This is a genomic window from Amycolatopsis sp. NPDC101161 (genome assembly GCF_044768185.1).
Taxonomy (GTDB): domain Bacteria; phylum Actinomycetota; class Actinomycetes; order Mycobacteriales; family Pseudonocardiaceae; genus Amycolatopsis.
Genome location: NZ_JBIWPI010000006.1, coordinates 949,004 through 971,663, shown reverse-complemented (window position 1 = coordinate 971,663; position 22,660 = coordinate 949,004). Strand labels below are relative to the sequence as shown.

The 22,660-nt window shown below is 70.3% G+C and carries 21 protein-coding genes; 14 read left to right on the top strand and 7 right to left on the bottom strand.

All coding sequences use genetic code 11. The features are described from left to right. Positions 1–46: 46 nt before the first annotated feature. Positions 47–664 (bottom strand): translation initiation factor IF-3, encoded by a 618-nt coding sequence (gene infC / locus ACIRSS_RS42745; RefSeq protein WP_043780275.1) that lies wholly within the window; start codon positions 662–664, stop codon positions 47–49. A gap of 201 nt (positions 665–865) precedes the next feature. Between infC and ACIRSS_RS42740 the strand changes: the two genes are divergently transcribed. The 3 genes from ACIRSS_RS42740 to ACIRSS_RS42730 all read left to right on the top strand — a co-directional run bounded on the left by ACIRSS_RS42740 (position 866) and on the right by ACIRSS_RS42730 (position 2,998). Then, positions 866–1,225, top strand: coding sequence for a DUF1844 domain-containing protein (locus tag ACIRSS_RS42740; RefSeq protein ID WP_167379973.1), 360 nt, complete (start codon positions 866–868; stop codon positions 1,223–1,225). A 145-nt stretch (positions 1,226–1,370) separates the two neighbouring features. Further along, on the top strand, positions 1,371–2,006 hold the full coding sequence (locus ACIRSS_RS42735) for a GntR family transcriptional regulator (RefSeq protein WP_400905830.1): 636 nt from the start codon (positions 1,371–1,373) through the stop codon (positions 2,004–2,006). Further along, positions 2,003–2,998, top strand: a complete 996-nt coding sequence (locus ACIRSS_RS42730) for a 1-aminocyclopropane-1-carboxylate deaminase (RefSeq protein ID WP_400905828.1) — start codon at positions 2,003–2,005, stop codon at positions 2,996–2,998. Before ACIRSS_RS42735 ends, ACIRSS_RS42730 begins: the two co-directional genes overlap by 4 nt. A gap of 36 nt (positions 2,999–3,034) precedes the next feature. Here the strand turns inward: ACIRSS_RS42730 and ACIRSS_RS42725 are convergent, their stop codons facing one another. The 3 genes from ACIRSS_RS42725 to ACIRSS_RS42715 are packed head-to-tail and all read right to left on the bottom strand — an operon-like array spanning position 3,035 to position 5,108. Next, positions 3,035–3,418: a RidA family protein gene (locus ACIRSS_RS42725; protein WP_400905826.1), complete on the bottom strand. Its 384-nt coding sequence runs from the start codon at positions 3,416–3,418 to the stop codon at positions 3,035–3,037. Then, positions 3,418–4,176, bottom strand: coding sequence for an IclR family transcriptional regulator (locus tag ACIRSS_RS42720; RefSeq protein WP_400905824.1), 759 nt, complete (start codon positions 4,174–4,176; stop codon positions 3,418–3,420). Before ACIRSS_RS42720 ends, ACIRSS_RS42725 begins: the two co-directional genes overlap by 1 nt. Continuing rightward, positions 4,173–5,108 carry a sugar kinase gene (locus ACIRSS_RS42715; RefSeq protein WP_400905928.1) on the bottom strand — a complete coding sequence of 312 codons (936 nt, stop codon included), beginning with the start codon at positions 5,106–5,108 and terminating at the stop codon, positions 4,173–4,175. The genes ACIRSS_RS42720 and ACIRSS_RS42715 overlap by 4 nt, the downstream gene beginning before the upstream one ends. Positions 5,109–5,259: 151 nt before the next feature. On the opposite strand from ACIRSS_RS42715, the gene ACIRSS_RS42710 reads away from it, so the two are divergent. Genes ACIRSS_RS42710 through ACIRSS_RS42675 form a run of 8 tightly spaced genes read left to right on the top strand, consistent with a single transcriptional unit; the run spans position 5,260 to position 15,197 of the window. Then, on the top strand, positions 5,260–6,567 hold the full coding sequence (locus tag ACIRSS_RS42710; RefSeq protein WP_400905822.1) for an amino acid deaminase: 1,308 nt from the start codon (positions 5,260–5,262) through the stop codon (positions 6,565–6,567). After that, positions 6,567–8,162, top strand: a complete 1,596-nt coding sequence (locus tag ACIRSS_RS42705) for an amidohydrolase family protein (protein ID WP_400905820.1) — start codon at positions 6,567–6,569, stop codon at positions 8,160–8,162. Before ACIRSS_RS42710 ends, ACIRSS_RS42705 begins: the two co-directional genes overlap by 1 nt. Next, positions 8,159–9,547, top strand: coding sequence for a GntP family permease (locus tag ACIRSS_RS42700; protein WP_400905818.1), 1,389 nt, complete (start codon positions 8,159–8,161; stop codon positions 9,545–9,547). Before ACIRSS_RS42705 ends, ACIRSS_RS42700 begins: the two co-directional genes overlap by 4 nt. 49 nt (positions 9,548–9,596) lie before the next feature. After that, entirely contained in the window at positions 9,597–10,724 is a 1,128-nt protein-coding gene (locus ACIRSS_RS42695) for a lactonase family protein (protein ID WP_400905816.1), read from the top strand. Positions 10,725–10,755: 31 nt separating this feature from the next. Further along, complete coding sequence (locus ACIRSS_RS42690; protein ID WP_400905813.1) at positions 10,756–12,039, top strand: extracellular solute-binding protein; 1,284 nt, start codon at positions 10,756–10,758, stop codon at positions 12,037–12,039. Next, positions 12,039–12,986: a carbohydrate ABC transporter permease gene (locus ACIRSS_RS42685; RefSeq protein ID WP_400905810.1), complete on the top strand. Its 948-nt coding sequence runs from the start codon at positions 12,039–12,041 to the stop codon at positions 12,984–12,986. The genes ACIRSS_RS42690 and ACIRSS_RS42685 overlap by 1 nt, the downstream gene beginning before the upstream one ends. After that, on the top strand, positions 12,977–13,825 hold the full coding sequence (locus ACIRSS_RS42680; RefSeq protein ID WP_400905807.1) for a carbohydrate ABC transporter permease: 849 nt from the start codon (positions 12,977–12,979) through the stop codon (positions 13,823–13,825). Before ACIRSS_RS42685 ends, ACIRSS_RS42680 begins: the two co-directional genes overlap by 10 nt. A gap of 1 nt (position 13,826) precedes the next feature. Continuing rightward, on the top strand, positions 13,827–15,197 hold the full coding sequence (locus ACIRSS_RS42675) for a beta-N-acetylhexosaminidase (protein ID WP_400905804.1): 1,371 nt from the start codon (positions 13,827–13,829) through the stop codon (positions 15,195–15,197). On the opposite strand, the gene ACIRSS_RS42670 is transcribed toward ACIRSS_RS42675, so the two are convergent. Further along, the gene (locus tag ACIRSS_RS42670) at positions 15,198–16,946 is read right to left on the bottom strand and encodes a M64 family metallopeptidase (RefSeq protein WP_400905802.1); all 1,749 of its coding nucleotides are present in this window, start codon (positions 16,944–16,946) and stop codon (positions 15,198–15,200) included. It abuts the gene before it with no gap. A 63-nt stretch (positions 16,947–17,009) separates the two neighbouring features. Between ACIRSS_RS42670 and ACIRSS_RS42665 the strand changes: the two genes are divergently transcribed. Then, positions 17,010–17,642, top strand: a complete 633-nt coding sequence (locus tag ACIRSS_RS42665) for a hypothetical protein (RefSeq protein WP_400905799.1) — start codon at positions 17,010–17,012, stop codon at positions 17,640–17,642. Between the two features lie 64 nt (positions 17,643–17,706). Further along, positions 17,707–18,813, top strand: coding sequence for a hypothetical protein (locus ACIRSS_RS42660; protein ID WP_400905797.1), 1,107 nt, complete (start codon positions 17,707–17,709; stop codon positions 18,811–18,813). An 18-nt stretch (positions 18,814–18,831) separates the two neighbouring features. Here ACIRSS_RS42660 and ACIRSS_RS42655 read toward each other — a convergent pair whose 3' ends face one another. Further along, a complete protein-coding gene (locus ACIRSS_RS42655; protein WP_400905794.1) occupies positions 18,832–19,500 on the bottom strand; it encodes a response regulator in 669 nt (222 codons plus the stop codon). Further along, positions 19,497–21,071, bottom strand: a complete 1,575-nt coding sequence (locus tag ACIRSS_RS42650) for an ATP-binding protein (protein ID WP_400905791.1) — start codon at positions 21,069–21,071, stop codon at positions 19,497–19,499. The genes ACIRSS_RS42655 and ACIRSS_RS42650 overlap by 4 nt, the downstream gene beginning before the upstream one ends. A 146-nt stretch (positions 21,072–21,217) precedes the next feature. On the opposite strand from ACIRSS_RS42650, the gene ACIRSS_RS42645 reads away from it, so the two are divergent. Beyond that, a complete protein-coding gene (locus ACIRSS_RS42645; protein WP_400905789.1) occupies positions 21,218–22,585 on the top strand; it encodes a cation:dicarboxylate symporter family transporter in 1,368 nt (455 codons plus the stop codon). Positions 22,586–22,660: the final 75 nt, after the last annotated feature.

The window sequence follows — 22,660 nt, the reverse complement described above, 5'->3', positions numbered from 1 at the left end:
GGCTCACCGGAGATTCCGGTGAGCCGCTGACTGTGCTGGTCGGCGCCTACGCGTCGGGGGTCGGCTCGGGAGCCGCCTCGGCCTTCGCCTTCGGCTTCACGTTCTTGTGCGGGGCCAGCACCATGATCATGTTGCGACCGTCCTGCTTGGCCGACGACTCGACGAAGCCGAGCTCCGTGACGTCTTCGGCGAGCTTCTGCAGCAGCCGGTAGCCGAGCTCCGGCCGGGACTGCTCGCGACCGCGGAACATGATCGTGACCTTGACCTTGTTGCCCGCCGCCAGGAAGCGCGACACGTGACCCTTCTTGGTCTCGTAGTCGTGCTGGTCGATCTTGGGGCGCAGCTTCTGTTCCTTGATGACGGTCAGCTGCTGGTTGCGCCGCGACTCACGGGCCTTCTGCGCGCTCTCGTACTTGAACTTGCCGAAGTCCATGAGCTTGCACACCGGCGGGCGGGCCTGCGGCGCGACCTCGACGAGGTCGAGATCGTTCTCCTGCGCCAGGCGCAGCGCATCCTCGATCCGGACGATGCCGACCTGTTCGCCGGCGGGGCCGACGAGTCGGACCTCCGGCACCCGGATACGGTCGTTGATGCGTGTCTCGGAGCTGATGGGGCCTCCTTGGTCCGAGGAATGTTTCCTGTTCTCGTTCGACCTGGTGCCCACATAGCGAAGGCCCCGACACCGTTCGGTGCGCGGGGCCCACTCTGTTTCCGATCGTGCCCCGGAGGACACTTCTTCACCCTGGACTTGCCGTCCGGGCGAGACCGGACCCGGCCACCTTGTACGGTGACGCGGGTGGGAGCGGGGCTCCACTTGCCGCCCCCGATCGCTCGGAGGCTGGTCGCTCGTGGAAGGGTACCAGACGTGTCAGATCAACCCTCCGAACAGGCCCCCTATTCCCCGGACGACCGCCACCTGGCCGAGATCCCCAGCGTGGAGGTGATCAGCCGCGCGGCGGTGATGCTGCTGTCGGCCGGCGCCGAGCGGCTCGGCCTGGCCGACGCCGACCCGGCGACGTCCCCGCACCGCGACCTCGACGAAGCCCGCCGGCTCATCACCGCTTTGGCCGGGCTCGTGACGGCGTCCGCGGAGTACCTGGGCCTGCACGCCGGTCCGTTGCGGGACGGTCTGCAGTCGCTCCAGAAGGCGTTCCGGGAGGCTTCGGCCGTGCCCGACGAGCCCGGCAAGGGCCCCGGCGAAAAGTACACCGGTCCCGTTTACTGACTCGGCGGCCCGGCCGGTGCCACGGCGCCGGCCGGGCCGGTTCGACTCGGCCGGTGTTCCGCGCCGACCACGCGCCGGCTCACCACACCGGCATCAGCCGACCGCTGCTTGCCGGACCAGCCAATCGACATCTAACATGTTACATGTGAGTCTTCCGAAGGTCACCCGCCCACTGCTGCGCGACGCGGCGTACGACCGCATCCGGCACGCCATCGTCGACGGCACGCTCCCCCCGGGCACTCCCCTGCGCGACGGCGACCTCGCCGAGCAGCTCGGGCTGTCCAAGGCCCCCGTCCGCGACGCCCTGCGCCGCCTGACCGAAGACGGCCTCGTCGACCAGAAGCCGCAGAGCTACACGCGCGTCTCCGACGTCATGTCGCCCGATGTCCTCGACGCGCGGGAGATCGTCCGGCTGCTGCACGAGTTCGCCGTCCGGGCAGCGGCGACGACAGCCCGCCCGGAGGACATCGCCGCCATGCGCGCCGCCAACGACCGGTTCGCGAAGGCGATCGAGGCGGGTGATGTGGAGGCCGCGATCAAGGCCGACGACGAGCTGCACGACATCCCCGTCCGGCTGGCGGGCAACGCCGCCGTCGCCGCGACCCTCGACCGCTACACCCCCCTGCTACGCCGGCTGGAGCACGCGCGCTTCAGCTCGGCGCTCGCCTGGAACTCCGTCGAGCGCCACACGCGGCTCATCGACGCCCTCGAAGCCCGCGACACCGTCACGGCGGTCTCCGTGATCTCGACCATCTGGACCGATCTGCTGGAGGACCGATGACCCTCGCCGACTTCCCCCGCTACCCCCTGCTGTTCGGCCCGTCGCCGGTGCACCCGCTCGAACGCCTCACCGCGCACCTCGGCGGCGCGAAGGTCTGGGCCAAGCGCGAGGACGTCAACTCCGGCCTCGCCTACGGCGGCAACAAGACCCGCAAGCTCGAGTACCTCGTCGCGGACGCCCTGAAAGAAGGCGCGGACACCCTCGTCTCCATCGGCGGCGTCCAGTCCAACCACACCCGCCAGGTTGCGGCCGCCGCGGCGCGCGCCGGGCTGAAGGCCGTGCTGGTGCAGGAAAGCTGGGTCGACTGGCACGACCCGCTCTACGACAAGGTCGGCAACATCCAGCTCTCGCGCATCCTCGGCGCCGACGTCCGGCTCGTCGAAGCCGGCTTCGGCATCGGCTTCAAGCAGGCGTGGGAGGACGCGGTCGCCGAGATCGAAGCGAACGGCGGCAAGCCCTACGCCATCCCGGCCGGCGCGTCGGACCACCGGCTCGGCGGGCTCGGGTTCGCGAACTGGGTCGTGGAACTGGAACAGCAGGAGGAAGAACTCGGCGTCTTCTTCGACACGGTGATCGTCTGCTCGGTCACCGGCAGCACCCAGGGCGGGATGGTCGCGGGTACGGCGCTCTGCAAGAACCGGCGCATCCTCGGCATCGACGCCTCCGCGAAGCCCGACGAGACCCGCGAGCAGGTCACACGCATCGCGCGCAACACCGCCGAGCTGATCGGCGCCGGCGAGATCCCCGAGGTCGAGCTGGACGACCGCTACCACGCCGGGATTTACGGCATCCCCGACAAATCCACTGTGGACGCGATCGAGACCTGCGCCCGCCTGGAGGGCATGATCACCGACCCGGTGTACGAGGGCAAGTCGATGGCCGCGCTGATCGACCTCGTCGGGAGCGGGGAAATCGGCAAGGACTCGAACGTCCTCTACGCCCACCTCGGCGGGCAGCCCGCGCTCAACGGCTACACGAGCGTCCTCGGCTGAGCACCCCGGGGCCGGGAAGCCGGCCCCGGGAAGGCCTCAGTCCAGCACGCAGAGCACGTCGATCTCGACGAGGAGCTCACCCGGCAGGCCGACGTACACCGTCGTGCGGGCGGCGTGCGGCGCGTCGCCGATCAGCTCGTCGTAAACCTCGTTGAACGGCGCGAAGTGCGCGGTGTCGGTCAGGTACACCCGGACCATGATCGCGTCGGCCAGGCTCGAGCCCGCCTCGGCCAGCACGGCCTCGATGTTCTTGAACGTCTGCCGCGTCTGGCCGACGACGTCGTCGCCGACGATCTCGCCCGTCGCCGGGTCGAAGCCGACCTGGCCGGCGACCTGCAGCAGGTTCCCCTTGCGGACGGCCTGCGAGAACTTCGCCGGCGGCTTCGGCGCGTTCTCGGTGGAAACTGCCGTCTTGCTCATCAGTGCCCCTTTCCGTTCTCCGTCCATCCACTGTGGACGGAAGCTTCCGTGGTCGCGGCGCGCAGGTCCGGCACCAGCGCGAGCAGGCCTTCGTAGTCGAGCAGCACCTTCGGCACCGACATCGACGCGGCGGCCAGCACTTCACCGTCCGCGCCGCGCACCGGGGCGGCGATGCAGTGGATGAAGTCCTCGTGCTCGGCGTTGTCGACGGCGTACCCGAGGCGCGCGACGCGGTCCAGCTCCGCCAGGAAGTCCGACGGCGTGGTGATCGTGTTCGGCGTCAGCACCGGGTACTCGATCGACCGCGCGATCTCCTCGCGGCGGGCCTGCGGCATCGCCGCGACGAGGACCTTGCCGACCGCCGTGCAGTGCAGCGGTGCCCGCTTGCCGACGCGCGAGTACATCCGGACCGAGTGCCGGCCCTCGTACTTGTCGATGTAGACGACCTCGCCGTCGTCGTAGCTGGCCAGGTGCACGGTGTGGCCGGTGCGCGCGTTGAGCGCGGCCAGCGCGGGCTGGGCGCTGCGCCGGACGTCGATCGAGTCGAGCGCCTGGTTGGCCAGGTCGAACATCGCGCTGCCCAGCCGGTAGTACCGGGCGCCTTCGCGGCGGACGAAGTGGTGCTGCTCGAGGGTGCGCAGCAGCCGCAACACGGTCGACTTGTGCACGCCGATCTCCTCGGCGAGGTCGTCGAGGGTGCGCGCGTCCTTCGCGATCGAGCTCAGCAGCGTCAACGCGCGATCCAGGCTCTGGCTCACGTCCCCACCAGCCCTTCTCCGGTCAGCCGGGCCGAACTCCACTCGTCCGGACCCGCCTGCAGCAGGCTATCCACCACCGGACGCGGCAGCGGTACCCCGACGTCATCGTGGGTGAGCAGGGTGACGGCGGCCTGCAGGTGCCCCTGCCGTAGCCGTTCCAAAGGCGACGCGCCGCGCAGGGTGGCGGCGAGGAAGCCCGCGGCGAACGCGTCGCCGGCGCCGACCGGCTCGACGACGTCGACCTTCAGCGCCGGGGCGAACAGCGGCTCGCCCTCGACCAGCGTCGCGCCGCGTTCGCCGTGCTTGACGACCAGCGTGCGCGGCCCCGGCAGCAGGGCGCGCAGCTCGGCGGGGTCGCCGGTGCCCCAGACGTGCTGGGCCTCGTCGTCGCCGGTCAGGACGATGTCGGCCTGCCCGGCGAGTTCGGCGAGCAGGCGCGGGTCGCGGCCCGCCCAAAGCGCGGGCCGCAGGTTGACGTCGAACGAGATCAGCCGGTCACCGCGCGGCATTTCCAGAAAAGCCCGGACGAGCGCGAGGCAGCTGTCGGACAACGCCGGGGTGATGCCGGACAGGTGCAGCACGCGGACGTCGTCGAGGTCGAGCCGGTCCAGCAGCGACGGGTCCATCGCCGACGCCGCCGAGCCGGCCCGGTAGTAGCGCACCGGGCTGCCGCCGGCGCCGCTTTCCTTGACGTAGAGCCCGGTCGGACGCGTCGGGTCGACGAAGCACGCGCTGACGTCGACGCCGTGGGAAGCGACCTCCCGCAGCATCGCCCGGCCGAACGGGTCGTCCCCGACCGCGCTCACCCAGCCGCTGCGCACCCCGAGCGTCGGCAGGTTGCAGGCCACGTTCGACTCGGCGCCGCCGATCGTGCGCAGCCACCGCTTCACCTCGTCCGGCGGGCCGGGCTCGGCGGGCACGAACAGCGCCATCGACTCGCCGATACACAGCACCTCGGGCCCGCTCGTCACTGTCCGTCTCCCTGCCCTTCACCCCGTTGACCTGTGGCGACCCGGATGCTACACCTATGGCACTCAAAATGCGCAACAGTCGTTGCAACATACGCAACCGAGGTCGCCGCCGATGAACCAACCCGCCGCTTGCACCATGAACACCGCCGCGCTCGACGCTCTCCGCCAGGAGCGGGTCGACTGGCGCTTCCGCTCGGCCGCCCCCGGCCTGACCGGGCTCACCCTGGAGGAAGCCGCGGACCGCCGGCTCAACCTCTTCACCGACGGGTTCTTCGCGCCCTTCGTCGTCCTCGACGAGGAAGCGCTCGAACACAACCTGCGGACGATGGCCGCCTGGTGCGCCGCCCGCGGTGTCGTGCTCGCCCCGCACGGCAAGACGACCATGGCACCGCAGCTGTTCGCCCGCCAGATCGAGCACGGCGCCTGGGGCGTGACCTGCGCGAACGCCGGTCACCTCCGGATCTACCGCGCGTTCGGCGTCTCCCGGATCCTGCTGGCCAACCAGCTCCTGGACCCGGCCGGCCTGCGCTGGCTGGCCGCCGAGCTGGCGGCCGACCCGGCGTTCGAGTTCGTCTGCTGGGTGGACTCGGTCCGCGGCGTCGAGTTGATGACCGAAGCTCTCGAAGGCAGCGAGCGCCCGGTGGACGTCCTGCTCGAGCTCGGCGCCGACGGCGGCCGCACGGGCGTCCGCGACACCGCGACCGCGTGGGCCGTCGCCGAAGCCGTGGACGCCAGCCCGGTCCTGCGGCTGCGGGGCACCGGCGGCTACGAAGGCGCGCTCTCCCACGACACCGACGAAGCCGCGCTCGCGAAGATCAGCTCCTATGTGGACGGTCTGCGCGACCTCGCGATCGCGTTCGCGGACAAGGGACTGCTCGACGGGCAGGTCATCGTCACCGCCGGCGGCAGCGCGTACTTCGACCAGGTCGCGAACGAGCTGACCAAGCCGTGGCCCGAGGGCCTCGACGTGCTGCCCGTGCTGCGCAGCGGTGCGTACATCACCCACGACGACGGCTTCTACCGCGAGATCTCCCCGCTCGGCGACCACCCGCGCATCGACGGCGTCGAGTCGTTCCGGCCCGCCCTGCGCGCGTGGGCCCAGGTGACGTCGAAGCCGTCGGACACCCTCGCGCTGCTGACGATCGGCAAGCGCGACGCGTCCTTCGACGAGGGCATGCCCGAGCCGCAGCTGCGCCGGACGCCGAACGGACCCGCCGAGCCCCTCGAAGGCCACGTCGTCGCGAAGATGAACGACCAGCACGCGTTCCTCACGCTGCCCGCCGGCTCGCCGGTCGAGGTCGGCGACTGGATCGGGCTCGGCCTCTCGCACCCGTGCACGGTGTTCGACAAGTGGCCGCTGCTGCCGGTGACCGCGGCCGACGGCGAAACGGTCGTCGACCTCGTGCGGACGTGGTTCTGATGGACGTCGTCGTCAAGAACGCGCTGGTCGCGGACGGCACCGGCGAACCACTCGCCCGCCACGACGTCGGCATCGGCGACGGGAAGATCGCGGACATCGGCGACGCCGGCTCGCTCACCGGTGGCCGGACGATCGACGCCGACGGCCTGGTGCTCGCGCCCGGGTTCATCGACATGCACTCGCACTCCGACCTGCAGTTGCTGGCCAACCCGGACCACGCGGCGAAGATCACCCAGGGCGTCACGACCGAGGTGCTCGGGCAGGACGGGCTGTCGTACGCGCCGGTCGACGACGCCGTCCTGGAAGCACTGCGGCAGCAGCTCGCCGGGTGGAACGACGACCCGGCCGGGTTCGACTGGAACTGGCGCTCGGTCGGCGAGTACCTCGACCGCCTCGACCAGGGCGTCGCCGTCAACGCGGCCTACCTCGTGCCGCAGGGCACGGTCCGGATGCTCGCCGTCGGCTGGGACGACCGCCCGGCCACCGACGCCGAGCTGACGCGGATGAAGGAGCTCGTCGCCACGGGTCTGGCCGAGGGCGCGATGGGGATGTCGTCCGGCCTGACGTACACGCCCGGGATGTACGCGGAGACGAGCGAGCTGGTCGAGCTGTGCCGGGTGGTCGGCGAAGGCGGCGGGTTCTACAGCCCGCACCACCGCAGCTACGGCAAGGGCGCGCTGGAGGCGTTCGCCGAGATGATCGACGTCAGCCGGCAGTCCGGCTGCTCGCTGCACCTCGCGCACGCGACGATGAACTTCTCGGTGAACAAGGGCAAGGCGCCCGACCTGCTGAAGCTCCTGGACGACGCGCTCGACGACGGCTGCGACATCAGCCTCGACACCTACCCGTACCTGCCGGGCGCGACCTACCTTTCCGCGCTGCTGCCGAGCTGGGCCACCGAAGGCGGGCTCGACGCCACCCTGGCACGGCTGTCCGATGTGGACACGCGCGAGCGGATCCGGGTGGCGATCGAGGAGTCCGGTTCGGACGGTGCCCACGGCGTCCCGATCGACTGGGACGCCATCGAAATCAACGGCGTCCGGAACGACCACAACACCCACCTCGTCGGGCACAGCGTCGCCGCGTCCGCCCGTACGCAGGGCACCGAACCGGCGAAGCTGTACTTCGACACGCTGCTGGACGAGAAACTCGGCACGTCGTGCCTGATGCACGTCGGGCACGAGGAGAACGTGCAGGCCATCATGCGGCACCGGACGCACACCGGCGGCAGCGACGGCCTACTCGTCGGCGCCCGGCCGCACCCGCGCGCGTGGGGCACGTTCCCCCGCTACCTGGCCCGGTACGTCCGCGAACTGGGCGTGCTGGACCTCGCCGAGTGCGTCGCCCACCTGACCGGGCGGGCCGCGCGGCGGCTGCGGCTGACCGACCGCGGGCTCGTCCGCGCCGGGTACGCCGCCGACCTGGTGCTCTTCGACCCGGACGCGGTCGCCGACACCGCCACCTTCGACGACCCGCGGCAGCCCGCCGCGGGGATCACGCACGTCTTCGTCAACGGCGTCGCCGCCCTCGACGACGGCCGTCCCACCGGCGCCCTCGCCGGCCACTCCCTGCGCAACCCCCGGAGAGCCCGATGATCCACTGGCTGCAACACACCACGGGCGGGCTGCTCACGCTCGCCGCCGTCTCGATCGCCGTCCTGCTGGTGCTGATCGTCAAGCTCAAGATCGAGCCGTTCATCGCCCTGATCGTGGTCGGCCTGCTCACCGCGCTGGCCGCGGGCCTGCCCGTCGGCACGATCGTCGGCACCGCCCAGAAGTCGTCAGACTCCTTGCTGGAAAAGGGCTTCGGCAGCATCCTCGGGCACATCACGGCGATCATCGGGCTCGGCACGCTGCTCGGGTCGATCCTCGAACGTTCGGGTGGCGCGAAGGTGCTCACCGGAGCGCTGCTGCGCGGGTTCGGCGAGAAGCGGGCGCCGCTCGCCATGGGTGTCGCCGGGTTCATCTTCGGCATCCCGGTGTTCTTCGACATCGGCATCTTCGTGCTGGCGCCGCTGGTGTACGTCGCCGCGAAGCAGGGAAAGCGCTCCCTCGTGCTGTACGCGATGCCGCTGATCGCCGGTCTGTCGATCACGCACGCGTTCCTGCCGCCGCACCCCGGTCCGGTCGCCGCCGCGGGCCTGCTGCACGTCGAGCTCGGCTGGATCATCCTGATGGGCCTGGCCTGCGGCATCCCCGCGTTCCTCGTCGGCGGCGTGCTCTACGCGACCTGGATCGGCAAGCGCATCGACGTCGAGGTGCCCCAGGAGATGATCGTCGCCGAGGAAGAGGGCGAGACCGAGGAGGACGTGCCGTCGCTGGCGCTGGTCGGCTCGATCATCGCGGTGCCGCTGGTGCTGATCCTCGCCGGGACGTTCGGCAGCATCTGGCTGCCGAAGGGCTCCGCGCTCGCGGGTGTCGCCGCGTTCATCGGCACCCCCGCCGTCGCGCTGACCGTCGCCGTGCTGCTCGCGTCCTGGCTGCTCGGGCTGCGGCGCGGGTTCACCGGCAAGGACCTCAACGAGCTGGCCGCGAAGTCGCTGCGGCCGGTCGCGATGATCCTGCTGGTCGTCGGCGCGGGCGCGTTCTTCGGCGCGGTGCTCTCGGCCACCGGCATCGGCAAGGCCGTCGCCGACTCCCTGCACGACGCCGGACTGCCGGTGCTGCTGGCGGCGTACGTGATCAGCTGCGGCATGCGGATCGCGCAGGGCTCGGCCACGGTCGCCATCGTGACCACGAGCGGGATCATCGCGCCGACCGTGGCGCAGCTCGGGTATTCGCAGGTGCAGCTGGCCTTGCTGGTCATGGCGATCTCGGCCGGGTCGATCATCGCGTCGCACGTCAACGACGGCGGCTTCTGGATCGTTTCGCGGTACTTCAACATGAGCGTCGTCCAGACGCTGAAGTCCTGGACGGCGCTGGAAACCGTGCTTTCCGTTTCCGGATTCGCGGTTTCGGCATTGCTCATGGCCGTGGTCTAGACCATACTGGGGTGAGCCGCCGACCCGAACCCGTTGGGAGACAATGACGATGACCGGACTTTCCCGTCGCACGTTCCTCGGCGCCGCCGCGGGCGCGAGTGCCGCCACCGTTCTCGGCGCGCAGCTCGCGTCCGCGGCCACCACCTCGAAGGGCTGCATCGCCGGAGGGACCGTGTACATCGGCAGCTACACCAGCGGGGCGAACGGTCACGGCCTCGACGTCACGAACCGGTCGGGCGCCGCGCTGAACCCCGTGCGCACGGTGCCGGGCATCACCGACACGTCGTGGTTCGACCGCAGCGCCGACGGCAAGACCCTGTACGTCACCAACGAAGGTGATCCGAACGGGTACGTCTCGGCGCTGAACATCGCCGACGCGGCGAACCCGAAGCTGCTCAACAAGGTTTCCTCGAAGGGCGGCGCGCCGACGCACCTGAGCGTGCACTCGAGCCGGAAGTACGTGCTGGCCGCGAACTACAGCTCGGGCAGCGTCGTCGTGCTGCCGATCCTGGCCGGGGGCAAGCTCGGCGCGGCCACGGACCTCGTGACGCACCAGGCGGATTCCGGGCAGGCGCACGCCCACCAGGTCGTCAACGACCCGACCGGCCGCTGGGTGCTGTCGGTCGACCTCGGCGCCGACTCGGTGTACGTCTACTCGCTCGACGTCGCCACCGGGAAGCTCGCGCTGCACCAGCAGCTCAAACTCCCGGCCGGCGCCGGGCCGCGGCACCTCGCGTTCGACAAGACCGGGACGTTCGCCTACATCCTGCAGGAGCTGCGGCCGGAGGTGACGGTCGCGAGCTGGGACGCGGCCACCGGCACGCTGAAGGCGCTTTCCGTCGTGCCGGCCGTGCCGCCGGGCAGCACCGGCGACCTCTACCCCGGCGAGATCACGCTGTCGAAGGACGGGAAGTTCGCCTACGCCACCGTCCGCGGGCCGAACACCCTGGCGACGTTCTCCGTCGCCGGCGAGACGCTGAAGCTGGTGTCCACTGTGTCCAGTGGTGGCAACTGGCCGCGGCACGTGGCCCTCGACCCCGGCGAAAACTGGTTCTACGTCTCGAACCAGCGTTCCGGCACCGTCACCTGGCTCCCCCGTGACCCGGCCACCGGCCTGCCCGGCGCGGTCGCGGGCTCGCTCGCCGTCGGCAGCGTCAACTCGGTCTACTTCGCCTGACGCCGTTCAGGAACCCACTGGAGGATCCGTCATGAGACTGCGCCGCACCCTGCCCGTCGTCGCCGGGCTGGCCCTGCTCGCCGGCTGCGCGCCCACCCAGTCCGCGCCCGCCGGCTCCGGTGGGGACGACAAGACCGGCACCGTCCGCGTCTGGCTGTTCGACGAGGCCAACCGCGCGCCGAAGGAGGCCGCGGTCAAGGAGGCCATCACCGAGTTCAAGGCCGCGCACCAAGGCGTCGAGGTCGACGTCCAGTGGGTGCCGGTCGAAGGCCGCGCCGACAAGTTCTCCGGCGCCTTCAACGACCCGAGCAACGCGCCGGACGTCGCCGAGTTCGGCAACACCGACGTCTCCAGCTACGCGGCCACCGGCGCGCTCGCCGACCTGACCGGCGACCTCGCGTCGTGGAGCGAGGGCAAGGACCTCATCCCGACCGTGCTCGACACGGCGAAGTCCGGCGGCAAAACCTACGGCCTGCCCTGGTACACCGGCATCCGCGCGCTCTACTACCGCACGGACGTCTTCACCGAGCTCGGCCTCAAGCCGCCGACGACGCTCACCGACCTGACCGACACTGCCCGTCGCATCCGCGCCGCCAAGCCGGACCTCTACGGCATCTCCGTCGGCGGCAAGTACACCTACGCGATGCTGCCCTTCCTCTGGGCCAACGGCGGCGAGCTCGCGCGGGGCGACGGCGGCAAGTGGAAGTCGGCCGTGACCGAGGACCCGGCCAAGGCCGGCGTGACGCAGTACGCGAGCCTGCTCAAGGACGACATCTGCCCGCCCGCGCAGTGCGCGAACCTGACCGGCACGCAGAGCGTCACGGCGTTCGCCGGCGGCAAGGCCGGGATGACTATCGGCGGCGACTTCAACCGCAAGGCCGTCGAGCAGGGCGCGGTGAAGGGCAAGTACGCCGTCGTCCCGGTCCCGGGCACGGCCGCGGGCAGCGTCGCTCCCGCGTTCGCCGGCGGCAACCTGCTCGGGGTGTTCAACGCTTCGAAGCACCGCGGCCTGGCGCTCGAGTTCGTCGAGCTGCTCGGCGGCGCGAAGTACCAGGAGAAGATGTACACGGCGATGGGGAACCTGCCGACCTTGAGCACCGTGCAGCAGAAGCTGGCGGCGAACGACCCGTTCCTCAAGCCGTTCGTCGACACGCTCAAGGCGGGCACCAAGTTCGTCCCGGCGACGCCCGCGTGGTCGAAGATCGACAGCCAGAACGTGCTGCCCACGGCCGTTCAGCAGATCGCGACCGGCGGCAAGGACCCGGCGGCGGCCCTGACCGACGCGGCCGCGGCGATGGACAAGGCCTTCGGGTAGTGGTGACCGTCCAGGAAGCCCCTTCCGTCACGGCCCCCGCGCGGCGGCCGACGCGGAAGGGGGACGGCCGGGCCGCCGCGCTCTACCTCGCCCCGGCGGGCATCCTGCTCGTGGCGATGCTGGCCTACCCGATCTACCAGCTGGTCCTGATCTCGTTCTACGACTACGGCCAGCCGCAGGCCGCGGGCAACGCGCCGCTGGTGTTCCTCGGCTTCGCGAACTACACCGACCTGCTGTCCCAGTCGCAGTTCTGGAGCGTGCTCGGCAACACGGTCGGGTTCGCCGCGGCTTGCGTCGTCGGTTCCCTGCTCGTCGGCACCGGGCTCGCGGTGCTGGCTTCGCGGGTGCGCTCGCTGCCCCGGACGCTGCTGTTCCTGGCCGCGCTGGGCGCGTGGTCGACGCCGGCGATCGCGGGCTCCTACGTCTGGCTGTTCCTCTTCGACACCGACTTCGGCCTGGTCAACGAGGTGCTCTCGGGGATCGGGCTGCCGTTCGAGCACCACTCGTGGACCTTCGGCACGCTCGGCGCGTTCGGGCTGGTCGCCGCCGAGGTGATCTGGTGCTCGTTCCCGTTCGTGCTGGTCACCATGTACGCCGGCATCAAGGGCGTCCCGGACGAGGTGCTCGAAGCGGCGTCGCTCGACGGCGCGTCGGTGTGGCGGACGACCTGGTCGATCGTGCTGCCGATGGTGCGCCCGCTGCTGATGATCGCGACCGTCCAGTCGATCATCTGGGACTTCAAGGTGTTCACCCAGATCTACGTGATGACCAACGGCGGCGGCGTCGCCGGCCGGAACCTGGTCCTCAACGTCTACGCGTACCAACAGGCTTTCGCCGGGCAGGAGTACGGCCTCGGCTCGGCGATCGGAGTCGTCATGACGCTGTTGCTGCTGTCGGTCACCGGGCTGTACGTCCGCTCGCAGCGCCGGAGCGCGGCATGGCTGTGAAACGTCCGGGGCGCCTGGTCGCCGAAGTCCTCACGGTCGTGATCGCCGGGATCGTCGCGTTCCCGCTGTACTGGATGCTGCTCTCGGCGTTCAAACCGGCGGGCGAGATCCAGTCGGCGAGCCCGAAGCCGTGGACGTTCAGCCCGTCGTTCGACAGTTTTTCGCGGGTCCTCACGGTGTCCGGCTTCGGGCGGTTCTTCGTGAACAGCCTGGTGGTGGCGCTGGTCGTCGTGGTGCTGTCGCTGCTGCTGTCGTTCCTCTCGGCGGTCGCGCTGACGCGGTTCTCGTTCAAGGGCCGGACGGTGCTGCTGGTGATGATCCTGGTGGCGCAGATGGTTCCGGTGGAGGCGTTGACCATCCCGCTGTTCTTCCTGATGCGGTCCCTCGGCGCGGCGGTGCCGGCTTTCGGTTTGAACGAGCTGGGCTCGCTGGTGCTGGTGCACCTGGCGTTCAGCCTGCCGTTCGCGATCTGGATGCTGCGCGGGTTCGTCGCCGCGGTGCCGGTGGAACTCGAAGAGGCGGCGAAGCTCGATGGTGCGTCGCGGATGCGGTTCACGTGGCAGATCCTGTTCCCGCTGGTGGCGCCCGGGCTCGTGGCGGTGAGCGTGCTCGCGTTCATCCACGCCTGGAACGACTTCCTCTTCGCCAAGACGTTCATCATCTCCAAGACCGAGAACCAGACGCTGCCGCAGGCAATCCTGGTGTTCTTCAAGCCGGAGGACACCGACTGGGGCGCGGTGATGGCGTCCTCGACGCTGATGACGATCCCGGTGCTCGTGTTCTTCGTCCTCGTGCAACGACGGCTGGTGTCCGGGATGGCCGGCGCCGTGAAGGGCTGACATGGCTTTCGACACCCTGCTCCCCCGCCCGGTTTCCGTGACGCCCGCGTCCGGGTCATGCGTCTATCCGTCCACTGTGGATGTTCAGCCTGCTTCGCTGCCGGCCGAGGGGTACCGGTTGGAGATCACTCCTTCGGGTGTGGTTCTGTCGTGCGGTGACCCGGCCGGGGAGTTCTACGGGCGGCAGACGCTGCGTCAGCTGGCGGGACCGTCGGCGTTCCGCGCGGCTTCCATCGGAGGCGAGTTGTCCGTGCCGTGCGGTGTGGTCGAGGACCACCCGCGGTTCGGCTGGCGCGGGTGCCTGCTCGACGTCGCCCGGCACTACCGGACCAAGGCCGAAGTGCTGCGGTTCATCGATCTGCTGGCAGCGCACAAGCTGAACGTGCTGAACCTGCACCTGACCGACGACCAGGGTTGGCGTTTCGAGGTTCCCGCTTATCCGCGCTTGACGTCCGTGGGCGGGTGGCGGCCGTCGTCGATGGTGGGCAGCGGCGGCGAGCAGGACGGCCGGCCGCACGGCGGGTTCTACACCGGGGACGACCTGCGCGAGATCGTGGCGTACGCGGCTTCCCGGGCTGTAACGGTGGTTCCGGAGATCGACATCCCCGGTCATGCCCGTGCCGCCTTGGCCGCCTACCCTTCGCTCGGGACTTCGTCTACCTACGAGATCTGGACTTCCTGGGGTATCAGCACTTCGCTGCTTTCGCCGGTCGATTCCACTTTGGACTTCTTCCGGACGGTGTTCGACCACCTGCTGGAGATCTTCCCGTCGCAGGTGATCGCGCTGGGCGGCGACGAGACCCCGGGCGCGACGGACGAGCACCGCGCGTTCGTCCGGCGGCTGGCCGAGCACTTGGTGGCACGCGGCCGGACCCCGATGGGCTGGGACGAGGTCCTGGACATCCCGGATCTGCCCCCGATGGTGATCGGCTCGTGGCAGAACGAGGAGGCGGGCATCCGAGCGGCCTCGGCCGGGCACGACGTGGTGATGTGCCCGGAGCAGCACGTGTACCTGGACCACCGCCAGTCACCGGACCCGGACGAGCCGATCCCGGTCGGCTGGGTCCACACGCTGGAGGACGTGTACGGGTACGAGCCGGCGTTGGCGGGGCCTCGGTTGCGTGGGGTGCAGGCGCAGGTGTGGAGCGAGCACTTGGACGATGTCCGGCGGGTGGACTACATGGCTTTTCCGCGGTTGTCGGCCTTTGCGGAGGTGGCTTGGAGCAGCGGTGCTCGGGAGTATGCGGAGTTCTTGCCGCGCTTGCGGGACCACCACTTGCCGCGGCTCGACGCGTTGGGGGTCGAGTATCGGCCGTTGGACGGGCCGCACCCCTGGCAGACCCGGCCGGGCGTGCCGGGCCGGCCGCGCTGATCACGGCAGCAGCGTCACCGTAACCGACCGCGTCGGGCCCACGTTGCCCGCCGCGTCGATCGAGCGGTACTCGATCCGGTGGCGGCCGTATCCCGGCTTTCGCTCGGTGAACGGCGAGACCGTCAACCCGTCCGGGCCGAGGTTGCCGTACGCCAAGCCGTCGATCTCCGTGCCTCGGGGCGTGAACAGGTACGGCGCGTTCGGGTCCGTCGGCCAGCCGTAGTACTTGTGCCAGCCGTCGCCGTCGACGCGGAACTCCGGCATTCCGTCCGAGGCCGTCAGCCGCATCGGGAACGAGCCGTGGAACACCGCGTCCGGGGGCAGTGAGACCGTCGTCGTCGGGCCGTCCGCGTCCACCGTCCAGGTCAACGTGACTCCGCCGGTTGTCGCCGTGAGCGTGTGCTGCCCGCGGGACTCCTTCAAGGCGAAGTCGGACCCGCTGCCGGCCGGGCGGCCGTCGAGCGTCCAGCGAACCTGCGGGATCGAGCCGGTCGGCTCCCCCGTCTCGACGTACACGACGTCGTGGCCGCCGACCGGGGCCGTCGTCGGGGTGGACGCGATGACCGCCGAATCTCCTGCGGGCGGCGTGACCACCGCTGTGTCCACGGTCCACGTGCGGGTCGCCGTCGGGCGGACGGCCGGGTCGCGGACGAACGGCGTCGGGTCGGTCACCGACGCCGTCAAGGTGTGCTTGCCCGGCTTGACGTGCGCCTGCCGCAGGTCGAGGGCGTCGGAGGCGCGCAGCGGACGGCCGTCGAGAGCCCACGTGACGGCGAGGCGGTGGTCCACCGGGTGCATCGGCCGCACCCACACGACGCGGTCGGCGCCGATCGTGCCGGCCGGCGTCCCGCCGCTGATGAGCGGCACCTTCGCCGATACCCGCTGCGTCATCCGCTCGCGGCCGACCTGGTCGAACGCGTAGCCGAGGGTCTTCATCATCGAGTGCTTGCTGGGCCGCCAGACGCCGGTCTGCGTGTACAGCCCGCCTTCGACGCGGCCGATCGTGCCGCCGGCCTCGCTGGGCTCGCCCAGCCAGCGCCACCACTTCGCGTGCTGGTCGCGCATCTGCTGTTCGGTCAGCAGCGTGTGGTGGATCGAGTCCGGCTCGCCGCCCTCGTACGCGCCACCCGGGACGTTGCGGGCGTAGTAGTCGTACTCGTCGTCGAGGCCCCCGAGCGAGTGGCCGAGCTCGTGCGGGGAGATCAGCGCGGACAGCGCGTTCCCGCCGGACGCCGTCGCGTACGTGCCGCCCGCGCCGCCGTAGGTGGAACTGTTGCCCAGCGCCAGGATCTGCCGGTTCGCGCGGGTCGTGCCGGGGACGAGGTCGGCGTACCGCTGCGCGGCCGCGTCGTCGACGGTCAGCAGGCGCTGGACGCTCTGCGGGTTGCAGCCGCCCCAGAAACCCATGTTCAGCGGGGTGTCGCGCCGCGGCGCGTCGAGCGACGGGTCACAGTCCACACCGGACTCGGGCGACGCGATCGACACGGCGTAGACGTTGAAGTAGCTGCGGTAGGACTTGAACGGCTCGAGCGACCAGAGGGTGCTGACGTGCCGCTGGACGTCGGCGAAGAACTTGCCCTGTTCGGCGGCGGTGTAGCCGTCCCCGAGGACGACGAGGTTGAACCGCTGGGCGACGGGCCCGGTCACTTGGACGTCGGTGACGCTCGCGACGGGGTCGTCGGCGTACGCCGGGGTGGCGATTCCGACGGCGATCAGCAGTGCGGCGAGGAACCCGGCCCACTTCGACATGGTCCCGGTCTACCGCACCGCAAAAGCGGCCGGAACCGCCGGAAGTCGGGCTATCCTCGCGAAATGGGGAATCGAGGGGGAATCCTGACCACGGCCGGTGCGCTGGCCCTGCTGACCGCGTGTTCGACACCGGCGCCGGCCGCGCCTTCGCCGATCTCGGTCACGAAGCCGGTTCCCTCGTCGGACGCGCCGGCCTTGGGCAATGGGCCCGGCTCCCGGCCGCCGACCACGCCGCAGCCACCGCCGCCGCGGTCGCCGGACAAGGTCACCTCGGCGTGCCCGTTCCTCGGCGTGACCGAGATCAGTGCCGCGATGGGCGCCGCCCTCGACACGTGGGCCGAGGAGGCGAAAGCGGACAGCGGGTGGCGGGTCCCGGTCTACCGCTGCGACTACCCCTCCCGGGTGGGCGGCCGGCAGGTGCACCAGCTGTACATCGCCGCGGTGCCAGGTACCGGACGGCTCGCGGCCACGCTCGAGGAATTCGCCCCCGACTGCGGCACGCCGGTGGAACAGATCAGCGTCCCCGCCGGAACGGCGCGCTCGTGCCGGTCCACGAACCCGGACAAGGAAGGCGACACGATGGTGCTGGTCGCGAAGAAGAGCCACGGCCAGACCCGGCTGGCCGAGCTCGATCTCCGTCCCCAGCGGGCCGAGGTGTACGCGAAGATCGCCCAGCTTCTGGGCGACCGGCTATAAGTCGTTATACGCGAGTGCCTGCCGGGGTGAAACGCGGCGCCCGCCGCCACCGACTGAACTCACCATGGAGCAGCTCAGTTCCGGCCTGGTCGGACTCGTCTTGGGTGCCGTTCTGGGCCTCGCGCTCTCGGTGTTCTTCGAGGACGCGCTGAAGCGCGGGATCGCCAAGTCGGCCAGGACCGTCCGCCGCGCGCTGGCTCGACCGCCGGCCCCTGAGGCGCGCGGGGAATTCAGCCTCGGCCTACTGCACACCAGTGTCGTCCTCGTCGAAGGCGACGGCAGTCAGGTGATCGACGAGCAGGCGGTCGACGTCATCGTCGACCCCGACCCGGTGTCGCTGCCGGACGACGTGGAGCAGCTTCGGTCCGAGGTCGCCGTCCGCCAGGAAGCCCTGACCGCGGCCGGTCTGCAGTCGCACTGGAACGGTCCGACCTACGCCGTCGCCGGCCTGTCGATCCGCCGGCTCGGCATCGACGAATCCCCCGGCGTCCACCTCCGGCTGAAGAGCACCGACTACTTCACTTTCCTCGCGACCCAGCAACTCGACCGCGAGCTGCCGGACGGAGCAACGCTCCGCAGCAAGTACGTGGATCCTTTCGCTCCAGCCGATGTACCGGAGTTCATGCGAGCGAGCTTCGGCACCTACACCGTGGTCGTCACCGCTGACGAGCTGACCCTGTTCGCCAAACGCAGCCAACACGTCGGTGCCTTCCCGGGCTGCTGGGACGTCTCGGCCAACGAGGCACTGTCCCGCTCCCTGGATTCGCACGGACGTACCCCGCCCGGCATCTACGACGTCGCCAGAAGGGGGCTCTGGGAAGAGCTCGGCCTGAACCGCACCGACTACCGCCTCGAGCTCCTGGCCTTCGACATCGACCGCCGGACGAACCAGTGGGGATGCGTGTTCGTCGCGTTCTTGCACGAAATCACGGGCTCCCAGCTGGCCGAACGCAGGACCCGGGGCGTTGCGGACAAGTGGGAGCACGACGAAACGGAGTTCGTCCGGTTCACGGTCCCCCACGTTGTGAACCACCTGTTGCGACCCGATCGGCGAAACAACTGGACGCCGGTGGCGCCCGCCGCGTTCCATCTCGCTCTGGTCAGGCGCTTCGGACGCTCGTACGTCGAGCGGCTGACGGCACAGGTGCTCCGCAAGCGCGCCGACGGTTGACGGAACACCGCCTGCAACTCACACGCGAGTGAGCCGGTACCAGACCTCAGGCCGACCCACCTGCCCGTAATGCGGTTCCCGGTGCGCCATCCCGTTGTCCGCCAAGTACTCCAGGTACCGCCGCGCCGTCACCCGCGATGCGCCGATCGCCGAAGCCGCCGCTCCTGCCGACAATCCCTCCGCCGCTCCCGACAGCGCGTCCGTGATCGCCTCCAGCGTCTGGACGCTCATTCCCTTCGGCAGCGGTGGCTGCTCCGTCGTGCGCAACGCGCCCAATGCCCGGTCGATCTCCGCCTGGCCCGTCACTTCGCCGGACGCGTCGCGGAATTCCGTGTAGCGCTCCAGCTTTTCGCGCAGCGTCGCGAACGTGAACGGCTTCAGCAAGTACTGCACCACCCCCACCGATACCGCCGCCTTGACCAGACCCAAGTCGCGCGCCGAGGTCACCGCGATGACGTCGATCGGGAGGCCGGCCGCGCGCAGGGAGCGGCACACCGCCAAGCCGTGCGTGTCGGGCAGGTAGAAGTCCAGCAGCACCAAGTCGACCGGCTCGCGTTCGCAGAACCGCAGCGCCTCTCCACCGGAATGGACCACGCCGGCCACCGAAAAGCCCGGGAGCCTTTCGACGTAGACGCGGTGCGCCTCGGCGGCCACCGGCTCGTCCTCCACCACCAGCACCCGGATCACCGGTCCGCCTCCTGTCTGGGCAGCCGCACGGTGAACACCGCGCCACCGTCGTGGCCGACTTCGACCGTGCCGCCGTAGCGGCGCACCGCCTGGCCGACCAGCGCCAGGCCGAGCCCGTGGCCGTCGCCGGCCTTCGTCGACCAGCCGCGGCGGAAGACGTCGGCCTCCTCGGGCACGCCCGGCCCGCTGTCGGCCACGCGCAGCAGCAACCCGTCGTCGCCGGTCCGGGCGGTGACGACGACCGCCGGTTTGCCGCCGCCGCGCACGGCCGCGTCGAGGCCGTTGTCGATGAGGTTGCCGAGAATCGTCACCAAGTCGCGAGCCTCGACGCCGAGCGAGACGTCGTCGATCACCGTGTCCGGCGTGACCGTCAGCTCGACGCCGCGTTCGCTCGCCTCGGCCGCCTTGCCCAGCAGCAGCGCCGCGAGCACCGGCTCGGCGACCGCGCCGACGACGCGGTCGGTCAGCTCCTGGGCGAGCGCGAGCTCGGCGGTCGCGAACTCGACGGCCTGCTCGGGTTTGCCGATCTCCACCAGGGAAACGACCGTGTGCAACCGGTTCGCGGCCTCGTGCGCCTGCGACCGCAGCGCCTCCGCGAGACCGCGGGCGGTGGTCAGCTCCCCGGTCAGCGTCTGCAGTTCCGTGTGGTCGCGCAGGACGACGACGGTGCCCTGCGCCCGGCCGCCCGACCGGACGGCGGTCGTGCTGACGAGCAGCACCCGGGCGTCGGTCAAGTGCAGTTCCTCGGCCCGGTTCTCCGACGACGCGAACGCCCGCGCCAGCTCGTCCGGCAGGCCCAGGGACGCCAGCTCGCGCCCGACCGGGTCGGCGTCGAGGCCGAGGAGGGCGCGGGCGCCGTCGTTGCAGAGGCCGATGCGCCCGTCGCGGCCGACGAGCAGCACGCCTTCGCGGACGGAGTGCAGCACGGCTTCGTGGTACTCGAAGAGGTTGCTCAGCTCGTCCGGCGCGATCCCGCGGGTCTGGCGCCGCAGCCGCGCGCTGATCAGCCAGCCGCCCAGCGCCCCGACCACCAGCACCGCCCCGGCGACGCCGAACAGCGGCCAGAGCCGTTCGCGCAGCTCGGCCGAGATCGCCACCACGGTGATCCCGACGGCGACCAGCGCGACCACCCGGTGGCCCGGACCGAACACCGGCACGACGGTGCGCACCGACGGGCCGAGCGAACCGGTGTAGGTCTCGGTGAGCTCGCCGCCGCGTTGCGCCTGGTCGATGGTCCCGATGTAGTGCTGGCCGATCAGCGCCGGGTTCGGGTGCGTGTACCGGATCCCGGCCGGGCTCATGATGGTGATGAAGTCGACGTGGGTGTGGTTCTGCACCTGCGAGGCGAACGGCTGCAGCGTCGCGCTCGGGTTCGGCGTTCCCACCGCGGCGGCGACGGTCGGCGCTTCGGCCACCGTCGAAGCGACCGCGCGGACCTGGTCGCGCGCGTTCTCGTTCACCGCGCGAGACGCGTCGACGTAGGCGAACGTGATGCCGGCGCCGGCGAGCACGCAGAGCACCGCCAGCTGCAGCACGAGCAGCTGACGGGCGAGGCTCCAGCGGGACCGCATCGTCGGGGGCACCTCCTCATACCAGCACACGCTCTCCGGTGTCCGAAGGGGACGGTGCGCGAACTCAATGAACACAAGTGAGCCGGATCACCCGTGGGCGCCTACAGTGTGCCGCAACCTGGAACACCCCTGAGCTGGAGGCAACGGTGCCGACCCCACCGACCACCGAGGAGACCCCGCGCAAGCGGGACAAGACCCACTACCTGTACCTGGCCGTGATCGTCGCGGTCGCGCTCGGGATCCTGGTGGGCTTCCTCTTCCCGGGCTTCGCCAAGGGCCTCAAGCCCCTCGGCGACGGTTTCGTCAACCTGATCAAGATGATGATCACGCCGATCATCTTCTGCACCATCGTCATCGGTGTCGGCTCGGTCGCGAAGGCGGCCAAGGTCGGCAAAGTCGGTCTGATGGCGTTGTTCTACTTCATCATCATGTCGACCTTCGCCCTGGCGATCGGCCTGGTCGTCGGCAACATCCTGCACCCGGGCACCGGCCTGCACCTCAACCCGGCCGATGTGAAGAGCGTCCAGAAGTCGGCCGGCGGCGCCGAAGGCCCGGTCGACTTCCTGCTCGGCATCATCCCCAAGACCCTCGTGTCCGCCTTCACCGAAGGCGAGGTCCTGCAGACGCTGCTGGTCGCGCTGCTCGTCGGGTTCGCGCTGCAGAAGCTCGGCCCGAAGGGCGCCCCGATCCTGCGCGGCATCGAGCACATCCAGCGGCTGGTCTTCCGGATCCTGGCGATGATCATGTGGGCCGCCCCGATCGGCGCGTTCGGCGCCATCGCCGCGGTGGTCGGCGCGACGGGCTGGGCGGCGTTGAAGAGCCTCGCCGTCATCATGGTCGGGTTCTACGCGACCTGCCTGGTGTTCGTGTTCGTGGTCCTCGGGATCGTGCTGTGGCTCGGCGCCCGCGTCTTCATCTGGAACCTGCTGCGCTACCTCGGCCGCGAGTTCCTGCTGATCCTCTCGACGTCGTCGTCGGAGTCGGCGCTGCCGCGGCTGATCGCGAAGATGGAGCACGTCGGCGTCAGCAAGTCCGTCGTCGGCATCACGGTCCCGACCGGCTACTCGTTCAACCTGGACGGCACCGCGATCTACCTGACCATGGCGACGCTGTTCATCGCCGCCGCGCAGGACGAACCGCTGTCGATCGGCTCGCAGATCGGCCTGCTGGCCTTCATGATCATCGCGTCCAAGGGTGCGGCGGGCGTCAGCGGCTCGGGCATCGCGACCCTGGCGAGCGGCCTGCAGTCGCACCGGCCGGAGCTGGTCAACGGCGTCGGCTTCATCCTCGGCATCGACCGGTTCATGTCGGAAGCCCGCGCGCTGACGAACTTCGCCGGCAACGCCGTCGCGACCGTCCTCATCGGAAACTGGACGAAGGAGTTCGACCGCGAGAAGGCGCAACGCGTCTTCGCCGGCCAGGAACCGTTCGACGAGGCGACGATGCTCGACGAGCACAGCCACGCGGCCGGGACCGACGACCTCGAGGACGCCGTCAAGGAACCCGCCCGGTAACACCGAAAGCGTTCGTGCTCACTGCCCCCGCTGAGCACGAGCCACGACGGGCCGCTGTGCGAGTCTCCCCGACCT

Bases quoted from the DNA above. Each gene is read 5' to 3' on its own strand.
- ACIRSS_RS42730 (WP_400905828.1), top strand. From the start codon at position 2,003: ATGACCCTCGCCGACTTCCCCCGCTACCCCCTGCTGTTCGGCCCGTCG.
- ACIRSS_RS42725 (WP_400905826.1), bottom strand. From the start codon at position 3,418: ATGAGCAAGACGGCAGTTTCCACCGAGAACGCGCCGAAGCCGCCGGCG.
- ACIRSS_RS42715 (WP_400905928.1), bottom strand. From the start codon at position 5,108: ATGGCGCTGTTCGTGCCCGCCGAGCCCGGCCCGCCGGACGAGGTGAAG.
- ACIRSS_RS42710 (WP_400905822.1), top strand. From the start codon at position 5,260: ATGAACCAACCCGCCGCTTGCACCATGAACACCGCCGCGCTCGACGCT.
- ACIRSS_RS42705 (WP_400905820.1), top strand. From the start codon at position 6,567: ATGGACGTCGTCGTCAAGAACGCGCTGGTCGCGGACGGCACCGGCGAA.
- ACIRSS_RS42700 (WP_400905818.1), top strand. From the start codon at position 8,159: ATGATCCACTGGCTGCAACACACCACGGGCGGGCTGCTCACGCTCGCC.
- ACIRSS_RS42695 (WP_400905816.1), top strand. From the start codon at position 9,597: ATGACCGGACTTTCCCGTCGCACGTTCCTCGGCGCCGCCGCGGGCGCG.
- ACIRSS_RS42690 (WP_400905813.1), top strand. From the start codon at position 10,756: ATGAGACTGCGCCGCACCCTGCCCGTCGTCGCCGGGCTGGCCCTGCTC.
- ACIRSS_RS42680 (WP_400905807.1), top strand. From the start codon at position 12,977: ATGGCTGTGAAACGTCCGGGGCGCCTGGTCGCCGAAGTCCTCACGGTC.
- ACIRSS_RS42675 (WP_400905804.1), top strand. From the start codon at position 13,827: ATGGCTTTCGACACCCTGCTCCCCCGCCCGGTTTCCGTGACGCCCGCG.
- ACIRSS_RS42670 (WP_400905802.1), bottom strand. From the start codon at position 16,946: ATGTCGAAGTGGGCCGGGTTCCTCGCCGCACTGCTGATCGCCGTCGGA.
- ACIRSS_RS42665 (WP_400905799.1), top strand. From the start codon at position 17,010: ATGGGGAATCGAGGGGGAATCCTGACCACGGCCGGTGCGCTGGCCCTG.
- ACIRSS_RS42660 (WP_400905797.1), top strand. From the start codon at position 17,707: ATGGAGCAGCTCAGTTCCGGCCTGGTCGGACTCGTCTTGGGTGCCGTT.
- ACIRSS_RS42650 (WP_400905791.1), bottom strand. From the start codon at position 21,071: ATGCGGTCCCGCTGGAGCCTCGCCCGTCAGCTGCTCGTGCTGCAGCTG.